This is a genomic window from Sphingobacterium corticis, assembly GCF_042684745.1.
GTDB classification, from domain to species: domain Bacteria; phylum Bacteroidota; class Bacteroidia; order Sphingobacteriales; family Sphingobacteriaceae; genus Sphingobacterium; species Sphingobacterium corticis.
The window spans coordinates 1,615,701-1,634,722 of record NZ_JBHUMA010000006.1; the positions used below are offsets into that span (position 1 = coordinate 1,615,701).

The following is a 19,022-nucleotide window of genomic DNA, read 5'->3' on the forward strand; positions in this document are numbered from 1 at the left end:
CACAGTTTTGGCTAAAATTTCATAATCGCTCCTGCAAAAATAAATATTTGCACGCATTAATTCATAGGATATTGAATCGCTTAACGCATTGCGAAGTTTACGAACCAAACATAAGTTTATCCAAACCGTTGTAACATGTAAACAATTGATAAGATGAAAAATACGATAAAAATAGACGTTGCTTCCTTTTACACTTCTGATTTTCAAAAATTGACTTGGACAAGCACAGATGAAAAGCTGAACGGCACATCAACTTTGGAAGCGAAACAAGACGATTCGAGTTTGGAGGAAATTGTGGATAGGCACCTGCAAAAAATTGCAGCTTCGTTACCCGAAGCTGCGAATTTAAGTGATTATGAAACGACCTTATCGTTTGATGATTCGTTGAACGATGATCAAAAAAAGCAATTTACTGCTGCTTTTAACGCATCAAATACGCGAGATGAATCATTCTAGTTTTACGCCTGCTAATTCCCGGCTTCGTAGCCGGGATTTTGCACGAGTGTACCATCCAGCTGAAATTGCTGTGCAGGAATCGGGTAGATAAAGAACCGCTCATCTGTCAGTGTGCTGTACTTTGTTAACGCTAAACCTGTTCGACAGAAGTCGAACCAAGTTTCTCCCTCGAACATCAACTCCTTCTCCTTTTCTTCTTGAATTGCGGTAATGTATTCATTCAAATTAGCAAACGAGCCGATTGGTGTTTCAACGCCTGCACGTTCTTGTACCATCGCCAAAGATTGATACGACGCGTTGCTCACCGCATTATCCACGCGAGCTCTTGCCTCCGCATGAATAAGATATAACTCCGCCAATCGAATCAGTGTAAAATTTTGTGTTGCAGGTGTCAAGTTTGGATATTTCGCGATGTACCATCTATTGGTAAATCCTTCTCGCGTTCCAGCTTTGACGGTCGCTGCCCGACGATTATCCAACGAATCGTATAAGTTATAAATGATATTGCCGCGCGAAAAATGTCGATTTCCATCGTTATCGCCAATTTCATTCGCCCATGGATTCACCGCCTGCTCTTCGAATTGTAATTCAAAAATAGATTCTGTTGTATTTTCCGATTGCCAAATATTGATAAAATTGCTTACCAAACTAAATGGCCCATTGGTAATTACATCTTCCGCCAAACGGACCGATTCTGTAAAATCATTGGTAAACAATGTTGCATTGTAAAGTTGCACTTTCGCCAACAGCGCTTTCGCTGCCCATTGGGAAGCACGGCCTTTCTCTGCCAAACCATCTCCGGCGGAAATCGGCAACAGATCAATGGCGCCTGTTAAATCCTGAATAATTAACGCGTACAATTCTTCTTGATTACCTTGTTTTACCGGCGCATCGTTTTCCTCGCTGGTGGGCTCGATTTCCATCGGAACATTTCCGAACGCGCGTACTAAAAAGAAGTAATGCAAGGCGCGAATAAATTGTGCCTCCCCGATGAACTGATTTTTCTTTGCTTCTGAAATAGTCGAGGCATCCATTTGCGAAACGCCAGCTATAATACTGTTTGCCGAATTGATTGTTGCGTAGCTCGCTTGCCACATATTTGCTAGCCAATTGTTGGATGGAGGTAAAGGTTGTGTCGGTGTTGAACCGCTACTGATAATCCCGTGCGTCGCGAAGTTTTCGAATTCCGGAAGCGTACCTACATTGCTGAGATGGTTCGCTGAATATTCCGGAATCATGAGGATAGATTGTCCGAAAGAGAAGCTATTCATCATCGATCGATACATTCCGCTAACCGCGGCATTCGCGCTCGCTTCGGAATTGAACATATTTTCCGGCGAACGTTGCGCGACTGGCATGCGATCCAAAAAGTCGTTACATGATGTGGTAGTAACCGCAATCACCAGTACGGCTACTACATATTTTATGCTATGATGTATTTTCATGTTCAAGATGCTTGATGTTGGTTAGAAAGTAAGATTAATGCCCGTAGTAAAAATGCGTGGTTGCGGATAACTTCCGTAATCGTAACCATAAATTAAACCCGTATTTGCACCTCCGTGACTGGAGGAAACTTCCGGATCGTAACCGCGATATTTTGTAAATACAAAAGCATTCTGCACCGTAAAGTACCAGCGTAAACCTTTCGTCCGTAATTTTGAATTTACAGCTTCGGGAAATGTGTAACCTAAAGTGATATTTCGCAAACGGAAAAATGAACCGTCTTCTACGAAACGATCAGAAACTGTTCCGTTACTTAAATCACCTGGCGACGTTCTCGGCACATCGGTGATGTCACCTGGCTGACGCCAACGATCTACCCAATCCACTAATCCGTTACTGCTATTGTTGGAACCGGAAAGTCCGGTAAAAAGATTATAATTAAAAATATCATTGCCGTAGGAGAACTGCCCCATGATGCTCAAATCAATATTCTTGTAATAAAAGTTGTTGGTGATACCACCGAAGAAATCGGGATTCGGATCTCCGATAATTGTTCGATCAGCATAGTCAGTAGGTAAAACGGCAGAACCGTTTGCTCCTAAATAGTCAATCATCCCGGTTTGCGGATTCACGCCCAAACTACGCCAACCGGAAAAAGCTCCTAATGGCTGTCCGACCCGTGCAATATTCAAATCACCAACGCCGCCTAGGATTTCGTTGATGCCATTTGGTAATGCCAAAACCTTGTTGCGATTGAACGTCATATTCAAAGAAGTCGTCCAGCGAAACTCGCCGACCAGATTTTTTGAACTTATTTCGAATTCGAAACCTTTGTTTTCGATTTCACCAAAATTGGAGAAACGGCTCGTATAACCCAAGCTGTGACGCACAGGCACGCTGATAAGTAAATCCGATGTTTTCTTGTAATAGTAATCGGCCAATACAGAAATACGGTTATTAAATAGTCCGAAATCTATACCGATATCCGTTTGTGTTGTCGTTTCCCATTTCAAATCCCGATCGCCCAAGATGTTGGGAATAAATCCGGGTGAACCGATGTAATTATTTCCGGCCGAGTACAGCGTATAACTGGCGTAATTGCCAATATTCTGATTTCCCGTTTTACCCCAACTCGCTCTCAATTTCAGGTCGCTCAACCAAGGCGAATCCTTTAGGAAGTCCTCCTCAGATAAACGCCAGGCAGCGGCAAATGAAGGAAACATAGCCCAACGATTGTTTGCACCAAAACGGGAAGAACCGTCCCAACGAATATTGGCATTTAAGATATATTTATTTTGCAAAACATAATTCACACGTCCAAATCCAGAGGCAATCGCCCATTCTTCCGGGAATGCATTGGCACCGGTAATAATCCCGCCGGCGACAATCTGATTAATATCGTTGTCGATAAAATTGGAACGCTGACCATGCACAAATTCCAAACGTGATTCCTGCACAGAGAATCCTGCCAACGCGTTGATATGATGATCGCCGTATTGTTTATCAAAAGTCAATGTCGTTTCGTTGATCCAAAGTTGGTCGCGCGTGTTGCGGCGCGCGCCAACCCCACCCTGCGCAGCAAATGCGCGTAAACCTTGTGGCGGCATAAAGAATGTTTCGTCAATAAAGCTTACGTCCACGCCGAATCGTGTCATTAAAGTTAGCGAAGGCACAAAATTGTAATCTACTTGCCCATTCGCTAAGATGCGGAATGTTTGTGCTTCGTTGGTTGGTAATTCGAGCATCGCCATTGGGTTTTCCCGCGTGGCAACCACCTGATCATAGACGTAGTTTCCGTTAGCATCACGAACAGGAAGGTTTGGTGGAGCTACAAATCCGCTTTTCGTAGCACCTTCTCGAGAATTTTCCTCTTGAACCCGATAATTCATTGCGCGCGTCAGATTAACGGATGTAGAAAAACGAAGTTTATCGTTATGCTGATGGTCAAGGTTTATCCGTCCACTCAAACGGTTGAAATCTGAGTATTGCAAGGTTCCTCCCTGACGCATGTAGCCGAAAGATGTATAATACTGTGTTTTTTCTCCACCACCACGTGAGGATATTTCGTAATTGCGCGTGGGCGCCGTACGGAAAATCATATCCTGCCAATCAGTATTGATGTTGGAATTATCCAAAATTTGCTGTGGCACATTAACCACTGCATTCGGATCGTCGGCACGCGCCTGAATTTGTAACTGGTTGTAATAATCGCGCATATAATCTTGATACTGCGCAGTATTCATCATCGGGTAGAAACGTTCGCGTGGCACTTGGGAAAATCCTTCATACATATTAAAGCTAAATTCACTCGTATTGGGCGTACCTTTTTTTGTGGTAATCAACACAACGCCATTCGCTGCGCGCGCTCCATAAATGGAAGATGATGCTGCATCTTTTAAAATCTCGACAGATTGTACATCGGAAGGATTGATTGATGCTAATACGTTAATCCCTTGTGTTCCCCCTCCAAAATCGAATGTCGATCCGCCGGTAAAATTTGTCGTGCTGTTGACCGGTATATTGTCGACTACATATAGTGGATCCGAACTGGCGTTAATGGATGTGGTTCCGCGAACGCGAATGTTTAAGCCGCCACCCGGCGAACCGGAACGTTGCGTTACTTGAACACCACCCGCTTTGCCTTGAATAGCTTGCGTAATACTTGGCAAAACCTCATTTTCAATTTGATCCGCGCCAATACTTGAAACTGCTGTTGGCAATGTTTCTCGGCGCATTGTGCCATAACCCACGGCAACGACTTGCACGGATTCAATGGTATTGGTTTCTGGCGTCATGGCGACACGTATCTCCATTCGGTCGCCAACTTGTTGACTAATCGGCTGAAAACCTAATGAAGTAAAGTCCAAAATTTGATCTGGATTTGCGGCAATTTGAAAACGTCCTTGGCTATCGGTGGTTACCACCTGCGAGGTTCCTTGCACCTGCACACTAACGCCGCCAAGCGGACCAGATGGTCCGGAAACTACGCCTTCGCGCATTCCTCCTTGTTGTTGACTAACTGTATCGGTTACGGTTGCTGGAATTCCCACGGAAGTGGTATCTGTTTGTGTGGCGAGACTATCTACAGCAGCCTCTGCTTTCGCTTTTTCCTCCGCTGCGGTTTCGCTAAGGGTTATGGAGAGGCTGCGTTCATTGTTAATAAAAACTTCCTTAACCGCGTATGGGGATTTCAAAATCAATAACGTCCCATTAGGATTTGCTTGGATTTTAAACTCACCCGAGGCGTCAGATGTCACGGTATTTGATGTGCCCTTTTCAGTAATGACCGCTCCGGATATTGCAGTGCCTAATGAATCCAATATCTTACCTTCAATAGAAATGGAATCGGCTTCCAAAAGTGAATAAGTATTTTGGGATGAAAGGTTTTTGCCGAACACATTTGTTGTAAAGCAACAACACAGGCAGGTCAGGATGACGGGCAAATAAAAGTATTTCGTCATTGTTCAATTGATTAGTTGATATTTTTCTTAAGTAGAAGAGTAAATATTTAAACGCGTCATTATATCTAAATTGTTACGTTTAAACGACTCTACCTATTCTTAACACCATCATTATCAATTTGTTTTACAACTCTACATTTTTCCTATCCGACATGGTACTATTCAAATCAAGAGCAAAAAAAAAACACCTTTGCCAATCAGGCAAAAGTGTTTCTTTTATATGGTACGAACCAACCGCTATTGGATGATGTCGTGAATTTCGTCAATGATCTTTTGCGCGATCGCCTCTGCGGCTTCTGGCGTAGCTCCTTCGCTGTAAATTCTAATGATCGGCTCTGTATTCGATTTACGCAAATGAACCCACTCGTTTTCGAAATCAATCTTCAATCCGTCCACCGTACTATGATTTTCATGTGCGTAACGCGTTTGCATCGTTGCTAAAAGTTGATCGATATCTAATTGTGGTGTTAAGGTGATCTTATTCTTTGACATGTAGTATTGTGGCAAAGATGCACGATATTGCGTCGGCTTTTGTTTCATTTTTGCTAAATGCGTTAAGAACAAAGCAACTCCAACTAGTGCATCGCGACCGTAATGCGAATCTGGATAGATGATCCCACCATTACCTTCGCCCCCGATCACAGCACTCACTTCTTTCATTTTCGAAACGACATTAACCTCGCCAACCGCTGCAGCAAAATATTCGCCACCATGACGTTGTGTAACATCGCGAAGTGCGCGCGTCGATGAAAGATTAGACACCGTATTTCCGGGATTTTGCGACAAAATGTAATCAGCAACCGCAACCAGCGTATATTCTTCCCCGAATAGTTCGCCATCTTCCATCATGAACACCAAACGATCGACGTCCGGATCGACAGCAATTCCTAAATCAGCCTGATTCTCGATTACCGCCTTCGATAAATCCACCAAATGCTCTTTCAATGGCTCCGGGTTGTGCGGAAACTTCCCGTCCGGCGTGCAGTGGATTGGATAAATCGTTTCTACACCCAACGCCTTCAATAAGGCTGGAATGAAAATACCACCAGAACTGTTTACCGCATCCACAGCAATTTTAAAATCAGCTTGACGAACGGCATCCGCGTCCACTAATGGCAATGCTAAAACGGCCTCGATATGTTTTTCTAAATAATTTTGATCTTCACGAACCTGACCAAGCGCATTGTACTCCGCAAAATCGAAATCCAAACTTTCTCCTAAGGCCAAAACTTCTTTACCTTGTTCATCATTGATAAATTCTCCGGCTGCATTTAATAGCTTTAGCGCATTCCACTGTCCAGGATTGTGCGATGCAGTCAAAATAATTCCACCGGCGGCACCTTCCATAGGCACAGCTAATTCAACCGTTGGCGTGGTAGAAAGTCCAAGATCGACAACATCAATTCCTACGCTCTGCAATGTACCAATAACCAATCTTGCCAACATTTCACCAGAAACGCGTGCATCTCTTCCTACAACGATCGTTTTAGCGCTATGTTCGCGCGTAATCATTTTCCCGAAAGCGGCTGTAAATTTTACAATATCAATCGGCGTTAAGTTGTCGCCAGCTCTACCGCCGATCGTACCACGAATACCCGAAATGGATTTTATCAATGTCATATACAAGAAATAAGTTTACCGGCTAAAATTACAGGAAATATTTTTACTATTTGAAACTTTACTTTCGAAATCCAACTTCTCAACGTATATTTGTTGCAACATTGTTTCATTTAAAACGATCAGCCTATTTGCATTGAAATATTTTATAGATTTGAGGCCTTAAAATATCCAGCCATAATCTGTGAAATTTTTATCATTATGTTTGAAAGAATCATACAAATCGATCAAGAAGTTTTTCTGATGTTCAATCAGGGGGCTAGTAATCCCTTTTTTGATTGGCTTTTGCCTATTCTCAGAAATCCATTTACGTGGGCTCCGCTTTACCTTTTCCTTATCATATTTTTTATCAAGCACTACGGCAAAATGGGCGTTCTCATTGTTGCGATGACTTTAGTAAATTTTGGTGTTTCGGATGCCGTATCCTCGCACTTGATTAAGAAAACCGTAAAGCGTGTACGGCCGTGTAACGACGAAGTTTTTAAACAACAAGTCAATCTGCGCGTACGCGCCAGCGGAGGCTACAGCTTTACTTCTTCGCACGCGACCAACCATTTTGCGATGGCTTTCTTCTGGATCGTCCTATTCCGCAGAAGATGGAAGCACGTGCTTTGGTTGGGTTTTCTGTGGGCGTTTATGATTTCTATCTCGCAAGTGTACGTAGGCGTGCACTATCCATTGGATATTCTTTGCGGCGCGCTGTTGGGCACCGGAATCGGAATATTAAATGGCTATTTGTTTCATCGCTTTTTCCCGAACGTGTTTAAGCCAAAACAAGAAAATTCAGTAACAACAACACTATGAATCCGACATCCATTGTCTCCGTTCTTTTTATTTCTGCTTTTGTGGCAGGTATCAGCGTATTCTTTGTTAAACGAGATAATGCGCAATTTTTAAAACTAATTCTTTCCTTCAGTGGAGCGTATCTTTTCGCGATCACGGTATTACACTTGATACCGCATGCTTACGAAGGAGGACAAACATCACCGGAGGTAATCGGATTATTTATTTTGGGTGGATTTATTTTCCAGTTACTATTAGAACAGTTTTCCCAAGGTATTGAGCATGGGCACATCCACCAGCACGATTATAAGATCTTTCCATTAGGGATATTAATTAGTTTATGTTTACATGCCTTTCTGGAAGGCATGCCTTTGGTTGCTGGGCATCAAACACAGTTGGTTTTCGGGATTGCCATACATCATATTCCAGCCGCATTTGCATTGGGAAGTTTATTGTTGAACACGAACTTGACCAAAACAAAAATCATGATCTACATCGGAATTTTTGCAGCGATGACACCGCTAGGGTTTTTAACAAGCAAAACAATCAGCGCGGGCGGCGTCGGCGAACTTTCGCAGCATTTCGATAAGCTTATGGCGATCGTGATCGGTATATTCTTACATATTTCCACGACCATCTTATTCGAATCCGGCTCAGCTGACCATCATAAATTTAATCGGAAAAAGCTGATTGCTATTATGGTAGGGATCTTGGTATCGTTAGCGAATTTTCTTTTTGAAGGACACGACCATAGTCATCATGGACATTCTCATGATCAGCATGAACATCACGATCATGATCATTCCCACAATCATGAGCACCTCGAAGGTGAGCATCATGACCATGATCACAATCATTAATCGGGCTTAACCCGCATCTTTTCCGCGAATTTTGTCCAAGAGTTTGTTTAGTTCAATACACTGATTCTTGGTCAAATTTTTCGGAAGGATATCAATCAGCATCATTTCATCTTCCATCGTTTCCAACAGGTCCAATCCTTTTTGGGTAATCAATAGATCCACTGCGCGCTTATCATTTTGGCAGGAGGTTCGAGAAACGAGCTCTTTGGTGATAATGCGATCAATTAGCCGAGATATGTCCGATGTTTTGGTAATCATTCGATCTCGCAAAAGCGAATTCTTGACTGGATTTGGGTATTGACCACGTAAAATGCGGAGCACATTAAATTGCTGCAGGGTAATATCAAATTTGTTGGCTCGTTCTTCTAATAAGTTCGACAACCAATTGTGCGTATAAACGATATTTACAGTGGCTTTGTGCCATTCGCTACTAAACTTCCTCGCTTTTATATTGTCTTCCAATCTTCCCATTCTAAGTTCTCAATTCTCAATTATGCGCTATTAAAAATCGCAAATACTCCGCATTTCTCTATATTTGCAATAGGTAGTCTGTAACCCACGAAGTACTAAAATAGGAAAAAATGCAAAATAAAGTAAATCTCGGAAATCTAAATTCTGGAGATAGAGCTAAAATAAACGAATTGGATTCCGAAACTTTACCCGCAAAATTTTATGAACTAGGATTTGTACCCGGAGCGCTGATCGAAGTGAAATACAAAGCGCCTTTCAACGGTCCAATCTGTATTAATATCATTGCAAACAACACACTTATCGCGCTTCGCAAATCGGAAGCAACTCGAATTACCGCTGAAAAAATATAATGAAGAGGAACGTTATCGCTTTACTTGGCAATCCAAACGTAGGAAAAACATCCCTATTTAATCGATTGACAAAACTGAACCAGAAGGTAGGAAATTATCCGGGTGTTACAGTAGAAAAACGTGAAGGTACGCTCATCCACAAGGAACATAAGTACCGCATTGTCGACTTACCAGGAACGTATTCAATTTATCCGAATTCCTTGGATGAAGAAGTAGTTTACAACACGTTGTCGGACCCCAATGGTGACTTCTATCCGGATTTAGTGGCTGTGGTGGCAGAGCCTTCCACATTAAAACGAGCAATCGTACTTTATCAACAGGTGCGTGAAATGGGGCTTCCAGCGATTTTCGTGATCAATATGATGGACGAAATGGCGGCAAAAGGAACTTCCATCGATATCGACGCGCTACAAAAACTTCTTCGCACGGAGGTTTATCAAACGAATGCACGTACAGGAAAAGGTATCTCGGAGCTTATTGAAGGTTTCCGAAATGCACCTCCAATCTACATAAGCAGCTTCACGGTACCGCAAAAATATGCAGCTGCTATGGATGAAGCAAAACGCTTATTTCCATTGGCAAAAGAATACAGCACGTGGTTGTATTTATCGCAAAATGAGTGCAAATCCTTATCCGACGCGCAGCAAGCTGCCATTAAGCAAATTCGCGATAAGCACCACATTCAACCACAACAACTTCAAAAGGAAGAATCATTACTTCGCAATCAGTCGCTTGATCAATCGTTGTTGAACGTTGTGCAACAAGGCGAAAGCAAAGCGTTGCGATCAACCGGAAAAATTGATCGTATTCTGATGCATCCATTGGTTGGTTATTTCGTTTTTCTTGCCTTGCTTGTGCTTATTTTCCAAGCAATTTATGCGTGGTCCGGACCTTTGATGGATTGGATTGAAGGAACATTTTCCGATTTCGCTGCTTACGTGAGTCAGGAACTTCCAGAAGGCCCACTTTCCTCTCTGCTGACCGATGGTATTATTGCCGGAATTGGCGGAATCGTCGTTTTCTTACCGCAAATTGTTATTCTCTTCATCTTTATTTCTTTGATGGAAGAAACCGGGTATATGAGCCGTGTGGTATTTTTGATGGATCGCTGGCTTCGCCCATTTGGCTTAAATGGTAAATCGGTGATTCCATTGATGTCGGGAGCTGCATGTGCGATTCCTGCGGTGATGTCCGCTCGGAATATCGAGAATCCAAAAGAGCGTTTAATTACCATGTTGGTTACGCCATTTATGACTTGTTCAGCGCGTTTACCGATTTATATCGTGATCATTGGCTTGGTAATTCCCGAAAGTACGTTCCTTGGATTTAACTTGCAAGGCTTAGTGCTTTTTGGCATGTATATGTTGGGAACAGTAAGTGCACTGATTTCTGCCTGGATACTGAACATCTTTATTAAAAGCGTGCACCGCAGTTATTTAGTTTTCGAAATTCCGACCTATAAAATCCCGGATTGGCGAAATGTGATGACCAATGTTTGGGAGAAATCTTCCGGATTTTTGATCGGCGCAGGTAAGATTATTTTGGCTATCTCGATCATTCTTTGGGTACTTGGAAGCTTTGGTCCGAATGACCGTTTTTACGATGCCGAATCCTATGTCGTTGCGGAACAGCCTGATTTGGCGGACGAAGAATTGGAAACAGCGATCGCTTCTTACGAATTAGAACACTCGTTTCTAGGTTATATTGGTATGGCGATTGAGCCGGTCGTTCGCCCACTTGGCTATGACTGGAAAATGGGAATTGGTTTGATATCTTCCTTCGCCGCACGAGAAGTTTTCGTAGGAACGATGGCTGTGGTTTATAGCTTGGGCGACGATGTCGACATTGAAGATGATGGCGAACGCTCCACGCTTTTCGAACGCATGAAGAGCGAAGTAAATCGCAACACCGGAAAGCCGGCTTATAACTTTGCTTCGGGAATTTCTTTGCTGTTATTTTATGCTTTCGCAATGCAATGTATGGCTACCATAGCCGTGGTTAAGAAGGAAACCGGATCGTGGAAATGGACTTTGATCCAACTTGGTTTTATGACAGGAATCGCTTATATTGCAGCGTTAGTTGCCTATCAGCTACTAAAATAATGACCTTACAATACATTATCATCGGTATTTTATTTTGCATCGCCATCGCGGTTTTGGCGCGTCGGTTCTTCCCGAAGAAATCGTCGGAACCAGGTTGCGGAGGAAATTGCAAATGTGATTCCGGATTACAGAAAAAATAGCCAAACAACCTGTGCAGGAAAACAACGAAAACCAACTTAAACGGGGATTAAGCAATCGCCATATACAACTTATTGCCCTTGGTGGCGCAATAGGTACCGGATTATTCTTAGGCGTTGGCCAAGCAGCAATCTTAGCAGGACCAGCCGTGATTCTAGGTTATGGCATCGCCGGAATTATTGCATTTCTGATTATGCGTCAATTGGGTGAAATGGTCGTTCACGAACCTGTTTCCGGATCATTCAGCTATTTCGCGAATCGCTATTGGGGATCATTTGCAGGCTTTGCTTCCGGTTGGAATTACTGGATCCTCTACATTTTGGTCAGCATGGCCGAACTCACCGCGATTGGGAAGTACATGAATTACTGGTGGCCGGAATTACCGCTTTGGGTTTCCAGCTTGGTGTTTTTCGTTATCATCAACTTGATTAATCTGGCTTCCGTTAAGATTTACGGAGAAACCGAATTTTGGTTTTCCATTGTGAAAGTCATCGCCATCATCGGCATGATTGTTTTCGGAACGTACTTATTAGTAAGCGGAACGGGCGGTGATCAAGCTAGTTTGAGCAACTTGTACAGCGACGGCGGATTCTTTCCGAAAGGATTGATTGCACAGCTTCCCGACGGATCCTATGAAGGATTACTTGTTGCACTCGTCGTGATTATGTTTTCTTTTGGTGGATTGGAATTGGTTGGGATTACGGCTGCGGAAGCCGAAAACCCAGAGAAAAATATTCCGAAAGCAACCAATCAAGTGCTTTTTCGCATCTTAATCTTTTACATTGGCGCTTTAGTCATTCTATTTGCGCTATTGCCATGGCGCGAGATCGATCGAGATACGAGTCCATTCGTAACCGTCTTTGCTTCCTTAGATGCAATGAGAATTAATCTATTTGGCTACGCAATATCATTCTCCAACTTGATCGCTAACGCACTAAACTTGATTGTTTTGACAGCAGCACTATCCGTTTACAACAGCTGCGTGTACAGTAATTCCAGAATGTTATTTGGTTTGGCAGAACAAGGCAACGCGCCAAAATTCTTGACAAAACTGAACAAAAGCCATTCTCCGATTAACGCTATTCTAGTTTCTGCTTTCTTTGTGGCCATCACCGTTGTGATCAACAAGTTGATTCCGGAACAAGCGTTAGAAATCTTAATGTCGTTGGTTGTTTCCGCCTTAGTAATTAATTGGATCATGATTACTATGACGCACATTTTCTTCCGCAAGGAAATGGCGAAAACACAAGTTAAGACCGCATTTCCAACGATCCTCTACCCAATCACCAATTATATTGCACTGATATTTTTAGTGGGTGTTTTGGTGATGATGTGTTTCACGGTCTTTAAAATATCCGTATTACTCATGCCGATTTGGATTTTAATTCTGTGGCTATCTTATCGATTCGTAGTCAAGAAATAAAAACAGCGAAAAGAAAATATTCCAGAAATACGTAAAAAGAAAAAGTGCCTGATGTGAAACATCTAGGCACTTTAACATTATTGGATTTTAATTGTTGACTGATTGAACTATTTCAAGTTGTCGCGATAAACTTTCGCTTTCTTCACTTCCGTTTGGATGTCTTTGCGAGAAGCATCAAAAGTTAATACCTTTTCGAAATCGGTAACTGCTTTATTGTATGCATCAGAAGCTGCAGCTTTGTTGTACGATGCGCCAGCATTTCCCTGCAGGATACCTAAATCGCGGTAAGCTGTTCCTCTGTTTTGGTACAATTTCGCATCCTTTGCATCCATAGCAATTGCTTTAGTGTAATCAGCAATAGATGATTCTAATAACGTTTTGCGTTGTTTAGCATCCATTTTAGTTTGATTATCCACCGCTACGTTGTTGTTTGCTTTGGCTTTGTAATAGTATGCTGATGTATTTTTAGGATTTAATGCAACCACTTTCGTGAATGAATCTGCCGCTTTCTTAAAATCTCCATTTTGGAAAAGTGCGTAACCTAATAGGTAATGCACATCTGCATCCGCAGATTCTGCCGGCAAAGATTTTTGCAAATGCGTGATCGCAGTTTTAAAATCTCCACTCAACAAAGCTTGTTGTCCAGCGCGAACGTTAGGATTTTTGTGCTCTGCTTGTTGTGCATCGGCGGAATAAACCGATAACGCTAGCGCTAAGGCTGCCATTCCAATTTTTACTTTCTTCATATTCAAACACTTAATTTTAGTTCCTTAAAAAAATTATAAATAGCCCCTTTATGGAGTAAAAATCTAGCAAATAGTTTAACCGAGCAATCAATAGTTATAAACATTTCCACATTCTTCCAAAAAGGTTGGATAATTAAATGCATTATCCCGTCATTTCGGCTGACATTCGACAGAACAAAACTGACGTTATTGCAGTTATTAGTGAGGGTGTAAGCATAAATAATACCAAAAATGACTTTGGCATTTAGGTTGCACCAAATGCATTTTACTATTTAAAGAGCCGCAGCGGCATTTCGATGCAATTCGACATAGACAAGATGTCAGCACGCGCGATCCATTATATGAGCAAAGACAATACATTCGATTTTAATAACGTACTACCCATCATAAATGAGGAAACCGAATTCTTTCCGCTTCTAAGTCAGGAAGATGAGGACGAAATGAGCAATGCCGAAATTCCGGAAGTATTGCCGATTTTGCCATTGCGAAATACCGTTTTGTTTCCGGGCGTGGTAATTCCAATTACCGTAGGACGCGATAAATCCATTAAACTGATCAAAGAAGCATACAAAGGCGACCGCACTATCGGTGTTGTTTCCCAAAAAGATATGCACGTGGAAGATCCCGTTTTCGAAGAATTGAACACAATCGGAACAGTGGCAAACATTATCAAGTTGTTGCAAATGCCGGATGGCAATACGACCGTTATTATTCAGGGAAAACAACGTTTTAAACTCAACGCTGTAGTACAAACGGAGCCATACATGTTGGCTCAAGTGGAACGCTATGATGAGGAAAAACCGAAAACCAGCAGCAAAGAATTTAAAGCGCTAATCTCTTCTATTAAAGAATTGGCGCAGCAAATTATTCAGCTTTCACCAAACTTGCCAAGCGAGGCCGGTATTGCGATTAAAAATATTGACAGCCCAACTTTCTTAGTTAATTTCATTTCTTCCAATTTGTCGCTTGATCTAAATCATAAGCAGGAATTGTTGGAGAAAGTCGATTTTGTGAAACGTGCAAAATTGCTTTTGGAGCATTTGACGACAGAAATTCAAATGTTGGAGCTGAAGAACCAAATCCAAAACAAAGTGCGGGTGGATTTGGACAAACAACAGCGCGATTATTTCTTGAATCAGCAATTGAAGACCATTCAAGAGGAATTAGGTGGAAATACGCCGGATCTGGAAATTGAAGATTTGCGTACGCGTGCGAAATCAAAAAAATGGCCAGAAGAAGTTGGAAAGCATTTCGATAAAGAAGTAGAAAAATTAGCACGAATCAATCCCGCTGCCGCGGATTATTCGGTGCAATTGAACTATTTGGAATTGCTATTAGATCTTCCATGGCACAGCTATTCGAAAGATAACTTCGATCTGGCTCGCGCAGAAAAAATCTTGAATAAGGATCATTACGGCTTAGACAAAGTAAAGCAACGTATCATCGAATATTTGGCGGTATTGAAGTTGAAAAACGATATGAAAGCGCCGATTTTATGTTTGGTTGGCCCTCCGGGAGTTGGTAAAACTTCGTTAGGAAAATCGATTGCACGCGCTTTAGGTCGCAAATATACACGTATGGCATTGGGCGGTGTTCGCGACGAAGCGGAAATCCGTGGTCACCGAAAAACATACATTGGCGCCATGCCGGGACGCATTATTCAATCTTTGAAAAAAGCAGGATCGTCCAATCCGGTTTTCGTATTGGATGAAATCGATAAAATTGGTTCGGATTTCAAAGGCGATCCATCATCAGCACTTTTGGAGGTGTTGGATCCGGAACAAAACACCAACTTCTACGATCACTACGTGGAGATGGAATACGATTTATCGAAAGTAATGTTTATCGCGACAGCGAATTCGTTAAGCGGTATTCAGCCTGCGCTACTCGATCGTATGGAAATTATCGAGGTAAACGGTTACACGATCGAAGAGAAAGTGGAAATTGGAAAGAAACATTTGTTGCCAAAGCAAAGGGAAATGCACGGTTTGAAAACCAAAGATATTTCCCTAAACTCAAAAACGATTGAAAAAATCATTGACGAATACACACGTGAATCGGGTGTTCGTGGATTGGAAAAGAAGATCGGCAGCATCGTTCGTGGCGTAGCGACGAAAATAGTGATGGAAAAACCATATCAGCCGAGCATCTCCGCGGCGCAGGTGGAGGAAATCTTGGGCGCGCCGATTTTCGATAAAGATATTTACGAAGATAACAGCATTGCCGGCGTGGTTACAGGTTTAGCTTGGACGGCTGTTGGTGGCGACATTCTATATATTGAGTCGAGTTTGAGCCGAGGAAAAGGCAAGTTGAGCCTTACCGGAAATTTGGGTGACGTGATGAAAGAATCGGCTGCTATCGCGATGGCGTATTTACGTTCGCATGCAGAAGATTTTGGCATCGATTACCGCATTTTCGACGAGTGGGATGTCAATGTGCACGTTCCCGCAGGTGCAACACCGAAAGATGGTCCATCTGCCGGAGTTACGATGTTGACGGCGCTAACTTCCCTATTCACGCAACGCAAGATCAAAAACAAACTGGCTATGACCGGCGAAATTACCTTGCGCGGAAAAGTACTTCCAGTTGGCGGTATTAAGGAAAAAATTCTTGCTGCGAAACGTTCTGATATTGACACCATCATTCTTTGTAAATCCAATGAAAAGGATATACTAGAAATTAAGGAGGATTACATCAAGGACATGAAATTTCATTACGTGAAAGACATGAAAGAAGTCATCCAATTGGCTCTGCTTGATGAGAAAGTAAAAAATGCAAAAGACTTAACTTACAAAGGAAACGATAGCGCGAAGTAATCATTTGTCGCATCCAATAATACAATCGGCTGCTCTCTTCGAGCAGCCGATTTTTCGTTTTTAGTGTCTTTACTAACTTCTCCGCGTGATGACGGGAATGGATGGCATCCTCACTGCTCAACTCTATCAACTTTATTAACTTTATTAACTCCTCAACAAATTCACTACTCAATGACTTAACAAAACACCTAATTCCGTGTTTAATCAGCATGGATAATACGCACGTTACCTTAATTTTTCCGCACCAATTGTTTGAGAAACACCCTGCACTAAAGAAATCGCGCCCGGTTTATTTGATCGAAGAAACGCTGTTTTTCAATCAGTACAATTTTCACAAAAAGAAGTTGATTCTACACCGCGCGAGCATGCAATATTATTCGAAACATCTGCAAGATAAAGGATTTGATGTGCACTATGTAGAAGCGACGCAACCAAACAGCGATATTCGAAAACTTTTAAAACAGCTTAAATCAGAAGGCGTAGAAACGGTATTCTATGCGAATGTATCCGACAATTGGTTGGAAAAACGAATAATAAGTACGTGCGAAAAAATCGGTTTGTCACACGAAGAATTCCACACGCCTAACTTCCTAAACGACGCGAAAGCACACGATTTCTTCGACAAAAAACGTCGGTATTTTATGGCTGATTTCTATGCAGCCGAACGAACGAAACGTAACATTCTCTTAGAAGATGATGAATCTCCGCTAGGCGGAAAATGGTCGTACGATCAAGAGAATAGAAAACGATTTCCCAAAAAGGAAACAGTTCCCAGCCTTGGCAAATTGGGGAGGAATCAGTTTGTCGATGATGCAATCAAATGGGTAGAAAAACATTATTCCAAAAATTATGGATCATCGGATGATATGCTGAACGATGACATTGCGTTTTATCCAACCACGCATTCGGAAGCGAAGCGTTGGCTGAAAGATTTCTTCGCGCATCGCTTCGCAAAATTTGGGGATTATGAAGATGCGATGGTCAGCAACGAAGCTTTCATTAATCATTCCGTTTTGACTCCGATGTTGAACATCGGCTTGCTAAATCCACAGCAAATTTTGGATGAGGCATTAGATTACGCCAGCGAAAACGAAATTCCACTTAATTCTTTGGAAGGATTTGTTCGGCAAATTATGGGATGGCGAGAATTCATTCATTTGGTTTACGAACGGGAAGGCACGAAGCAGCGTACCAAAAATTTCTGGAACTTCAAACGAAAAATACCACCAACATTTTGGACAGGCGAAACTGGAATTATTCCAATAGATACGGTGATTAAGCGCATTTTAAAACATGGATATTGTCATCATATCGAACGATTGATGGTGTTGGGAAACTTCATGTTGTTATGCGAATTCGATCCGGACGATGTATATCGATGGTTCATGGAGATGTTTGTAGATAGTTACGATTGGGTAATGGTTCCCAATACGTATTGCATGACGCAATACGCCGACGGTGGCCTGATGACAACAAAACCTTACATCTCCGGTAGCAATTATTTATTGAAAATGGGAGATTGGGAAAAAGGCGAATGGCAAGAAATATGGGACGGCTTGTTTTGGCGGTTTATGCATCAGCATCGCGATGTACTTTCAAAAAATCCACGTTTAGGAATGCTTATTGGTACATTCGACAAAATGAGCAAAGATAAACGCGAACAGCATTTGAATAATGCGAGTAGCTTTCTAAGGCAGCTTACTGCTCTAACTTCCTAATATTGCCGCTTGCAGCCTCAAGTAGTTACGTTGAATAGACATAACGATCACAATAAAATCTGACTGCACACCTCCATGTACGAGCGTATGTGAAGATTTATTTTTAATGCTAAGCTCGCAATTTATTGCTTCTCTAAAATCAATTTTTCTGTTGGCAAATCATCTTCCATTCCGACAAAAAAGCTTATAAATCCAAACTTTTCCAAAATGTGTTTTGACGCCGAGTTTGCCGGGTCGATTATGCCAATAATATGATCATTTGGTGCTATATCATGCGCCAAATCCAACATCATCGCGCAAAGTTTGGTGGCTAAACCTTTGCCCCAAAATGCTTCTTTAATGATATAACCAATTTCCAATTGACGATCATCTTTACTATAACGTTCCAATTTGCAATCGCCAATATACTGTCCATCCGAAAGCGAAGCCCTAAAATATCCAAGTGAACCCTGCATAGCATTAATCTCCAAAATCTCATCAAACTTCTGTCGTGCTTCCTTTTCGCTCAAAGCCCTTTCCGTGATATATTGCATCACATTATAATCGCTTACCATCAACATGTAATCAGCAAAATCGTCCGGATGATATTTTTTTAATTGGATAGAATGGTCGGTCATCAGTCAAAACAAGGTTAAGGT

Annotated in this window: 15 protein-coding genes; 9 read left to right on the forward strand and 6 right to left on the reverse strand. The window is 42.0% G+C overall.

The window, feature by feature from the left end; translation table 11 throughout:
• Window positions 1-153: 153 nt before the first annotated feature.
• Window positions 154-456 carry a hypothetical protein gene (locus tag ACFSQ3_RS12890; protein WP_380869962.1) on the forward strand — a complete coding sequence of 101 codons (303 nt, stop codon included), beginning with the start codon at window positions 154-156 and terminating at the stop codon, window positions 454-456.
• Window positions 457-467: 11 nt separating this feature from the next.
• Here ACFSQ3_RS12890 and ACFSQ3_RS12895 read toward each other — a convergent pair whose 3' ends face one another.
• The 3 genes from ACFSQ3_RS12895 to glmM form a co-directional block, all read right to left on the reverse strand.
• Window positions 468-1,901 (reverse strand): RagB/SusD family nutrient uptake outer membrane protein, encoded by a 1,434-nt coding sequence (locus tag ACFSQ3_RS12895; RefSeq protein WP_380869963.1) that lies wholly within the window; start codon window positions 1,899-1,901, stop codon window positions 468-470.
• 21 nt (window positions 1,902-1,922) lie between these two features.
• Window positions 1,923-5,360: a SusC/RagA family TonB-linked outer membrane protein gene (locus ACFSQ3_RS12900; protein WP_380869964.1), complete on the reverse strand. Its 3,438-nt coding sequence runs from the start codon at window positions 5,358-5,360 to the stop codon at window positions 1,923-1,925.
• 237 nt (window positions 5,361-5,597) lie between these two features.
• Complete coding sequence (glmM, locus tag ACFSQ3_RS12905; RefSeq protein WP_380869965.1) at window positions 5,598-6,980, reverse strand: phosphoglucosamine mutase; 1,383 nt, start codon at window positions 6,978-6,980, stop codon at window positions 5,598-5,600.
• 198 nt (window positions 6,981-7,178) lie between these two features.
• Here glmM and ACFSQ3_RS12910 point away from each other — a divergent pair, with 198 nt between their 5' ends.
• Both ACFSQ3_RS12910 and ACFSQ3_RS12915 read left to right on the forward strand, forming a co-directional pair.
• Complete coding sequence (locus ACFSQ3_RS12910) at window positions 7,179-7,781, forward strand: phosphatase PAP2 family protein (RefSeq protein WP_380869966.1); 603 nt, start codon at window positions 7,179-7,181, stop codon at window positions 7,779-7,781.
• Window positions 7,778-8,620 carry a ZIP family metal transporter gene (locus ACFSQ3_RS12915; RefSeq protein ID WP_380869967.1) on the forward strand — a complete coding sequence of 281 codons (843 nt, stop codon included), beginning with the start codon at window positions 7,778-7,780 and terminating at the stop codon, window positions 8,618-8,620. The genes ACFSQ3_RS12910 and ACFSQ3_RS12915 overlap by 4 nt, the downstream gene beginning before the upstream one ends.
• 6 nt (window positions 8,621-8,626) lie before the next feature.
• Here ACFSQ3_RS12915 and ACFSQ3_RS12920 read toward each other — a convergent pair whose 3' ends face one another.
• Window positions 8,627-9,091 carry a MarR family winged helix-turn-helix transcriptional regulator gene (locus tag ACFSQ3_RS12920; protein WP_380869968.1) on the reverse strand — a complete coding sequence of 155 codons (465 nt, stop codon included), beginning with the start codon at window positions 9,089-9,091 and terminating at the stop codon, window positions 8,627-8,629.
• A 110-nt stretch (window positions 9,092-9,201) separates the two neighbouring features.
• Here ACFSQ3_RS12920 and ACFSQ3_RS12925 point away from each other — a divergent pair, with 110 nt between their 5' ends.
• Genes ACFSQ3_RS12925 through ACFSQ3_RS12940 form a run of 4 tightly spaced genes read left to right on the forward strand, consistent with a single transcriptional unit; the run spans window position 9,202 to window position 13,104 of the window.
• Window positions 9,202-9,441, forward strand: a complete 240-nt coding sequence (locus ACFSQ3_RS12925) for a FeoA family protein (protein WP_380869969.1) — start codon at window positions 9,202-9,204, stop codon at window positions 9,439-9,441.
• On the forward strand, window positions 9,441-11,543 hold the full coding sequence (gene feoB / locus ACFSQ3_RS12930) for a ferrous iron transport protein B (RefSeq protein ID WP_380869970.1): 2,103 nt from the start codon (window positions 9,441-9,443) through the stop codon (window positions 11,541-11,543). The genes ACFSQ3_RS12925 and feoB overlap by 1 nt, the downstream gene beginning before the upstream one ends.
• A complete protein-coding gene (locus ACFSQ3_RS12935; RefSeq protein WP_380869971.1) occupies window positions 11,543-11,683 on the forward strand; it encodes a FeoB-associated Cys-rich membrane protein in 141 nt (46 codons plus the stop codon). Before feoB ends, ACFSQ3_RS12935 begins: the two co-directional genes overlap by 1 nt.
• An 11-nt stretch (window positions 11,684-11,694) precedes the next feature.
• Window positions 11,695-13,104: an amino acid permease gene (locus ACFSQ3_RS12940; RefSeq protein ID WP_380869972.1), complete on the forward strand. Its 1,410-nt coding sequence runs from the start codon at window positions 11,695-11,697 to the stop codon at window positions 13,102-13,104.
• Window positions 13,105-13,211: 107 nt separating this feature from the next.
• Here ACFSQ3_RS12940 and ACFSQ3_RS12945 read toward each other — a convergent pair whose 3' ends face one another.
• The gene (locus ACFSQ3_RS12945; RefSeq protein ID WP_380869973.1) at window positions 13,212-13,850 is read right to left on the reverse strand and encodes a tetratricopeptide repeat protein; all 639 of its coding nucleotides are present in this window, start codon (window positions 13,848-13,850) and stop codon (window positions 13,212-13,214) included.
• Between the two features lie 341 nt (window positions 13,851-14,191).
• Between ACFSQ3_RS12945 and lon the strand changes: the two genes are divergently transcribed.
• Window positions 14,192-16,666, forward strand: a complete 2,475-nt coding sequence (gene lon / locus ACFSQ3_RS12950) for an endopeptidase La (protein ID WP_380870038.1) — start codon at window positions 14,192-14,194, stop codon at window positions 16,664-16,666.
• Window positions 16,667-16,875: 209 nt separating this feature from the next.
• Entirely contained in the window at window positions 16,876-18,384 is a 1,509-nt protein-coding gene (locus ACFSQ3_RS12955; protein WP_380869974.1) for a cryptochrome/photolyase family protein, read from the forward strand.
• A gap of 122 nt (window positions 18,385-18,506) precedes the next feature.
• Here the strand turns inward: ACFSQ3_RS12955 and ACFSQ3_RS12960 are convergent, their stop codons facing one another.
• On the reverse strand, window positions 18,507-19,001 hold the full coding sequence (locus ACFSQ3_RS12960) for a GNAT family N-acetyltransferase (protein ID WP_380869975.1): 495 nt from the start codon (window positions 18,999-19,001) through the stop codon (window positions 18,507-18,509).
• Window positions 19,002-19,022: the final 21 nt, after the last annotated feature.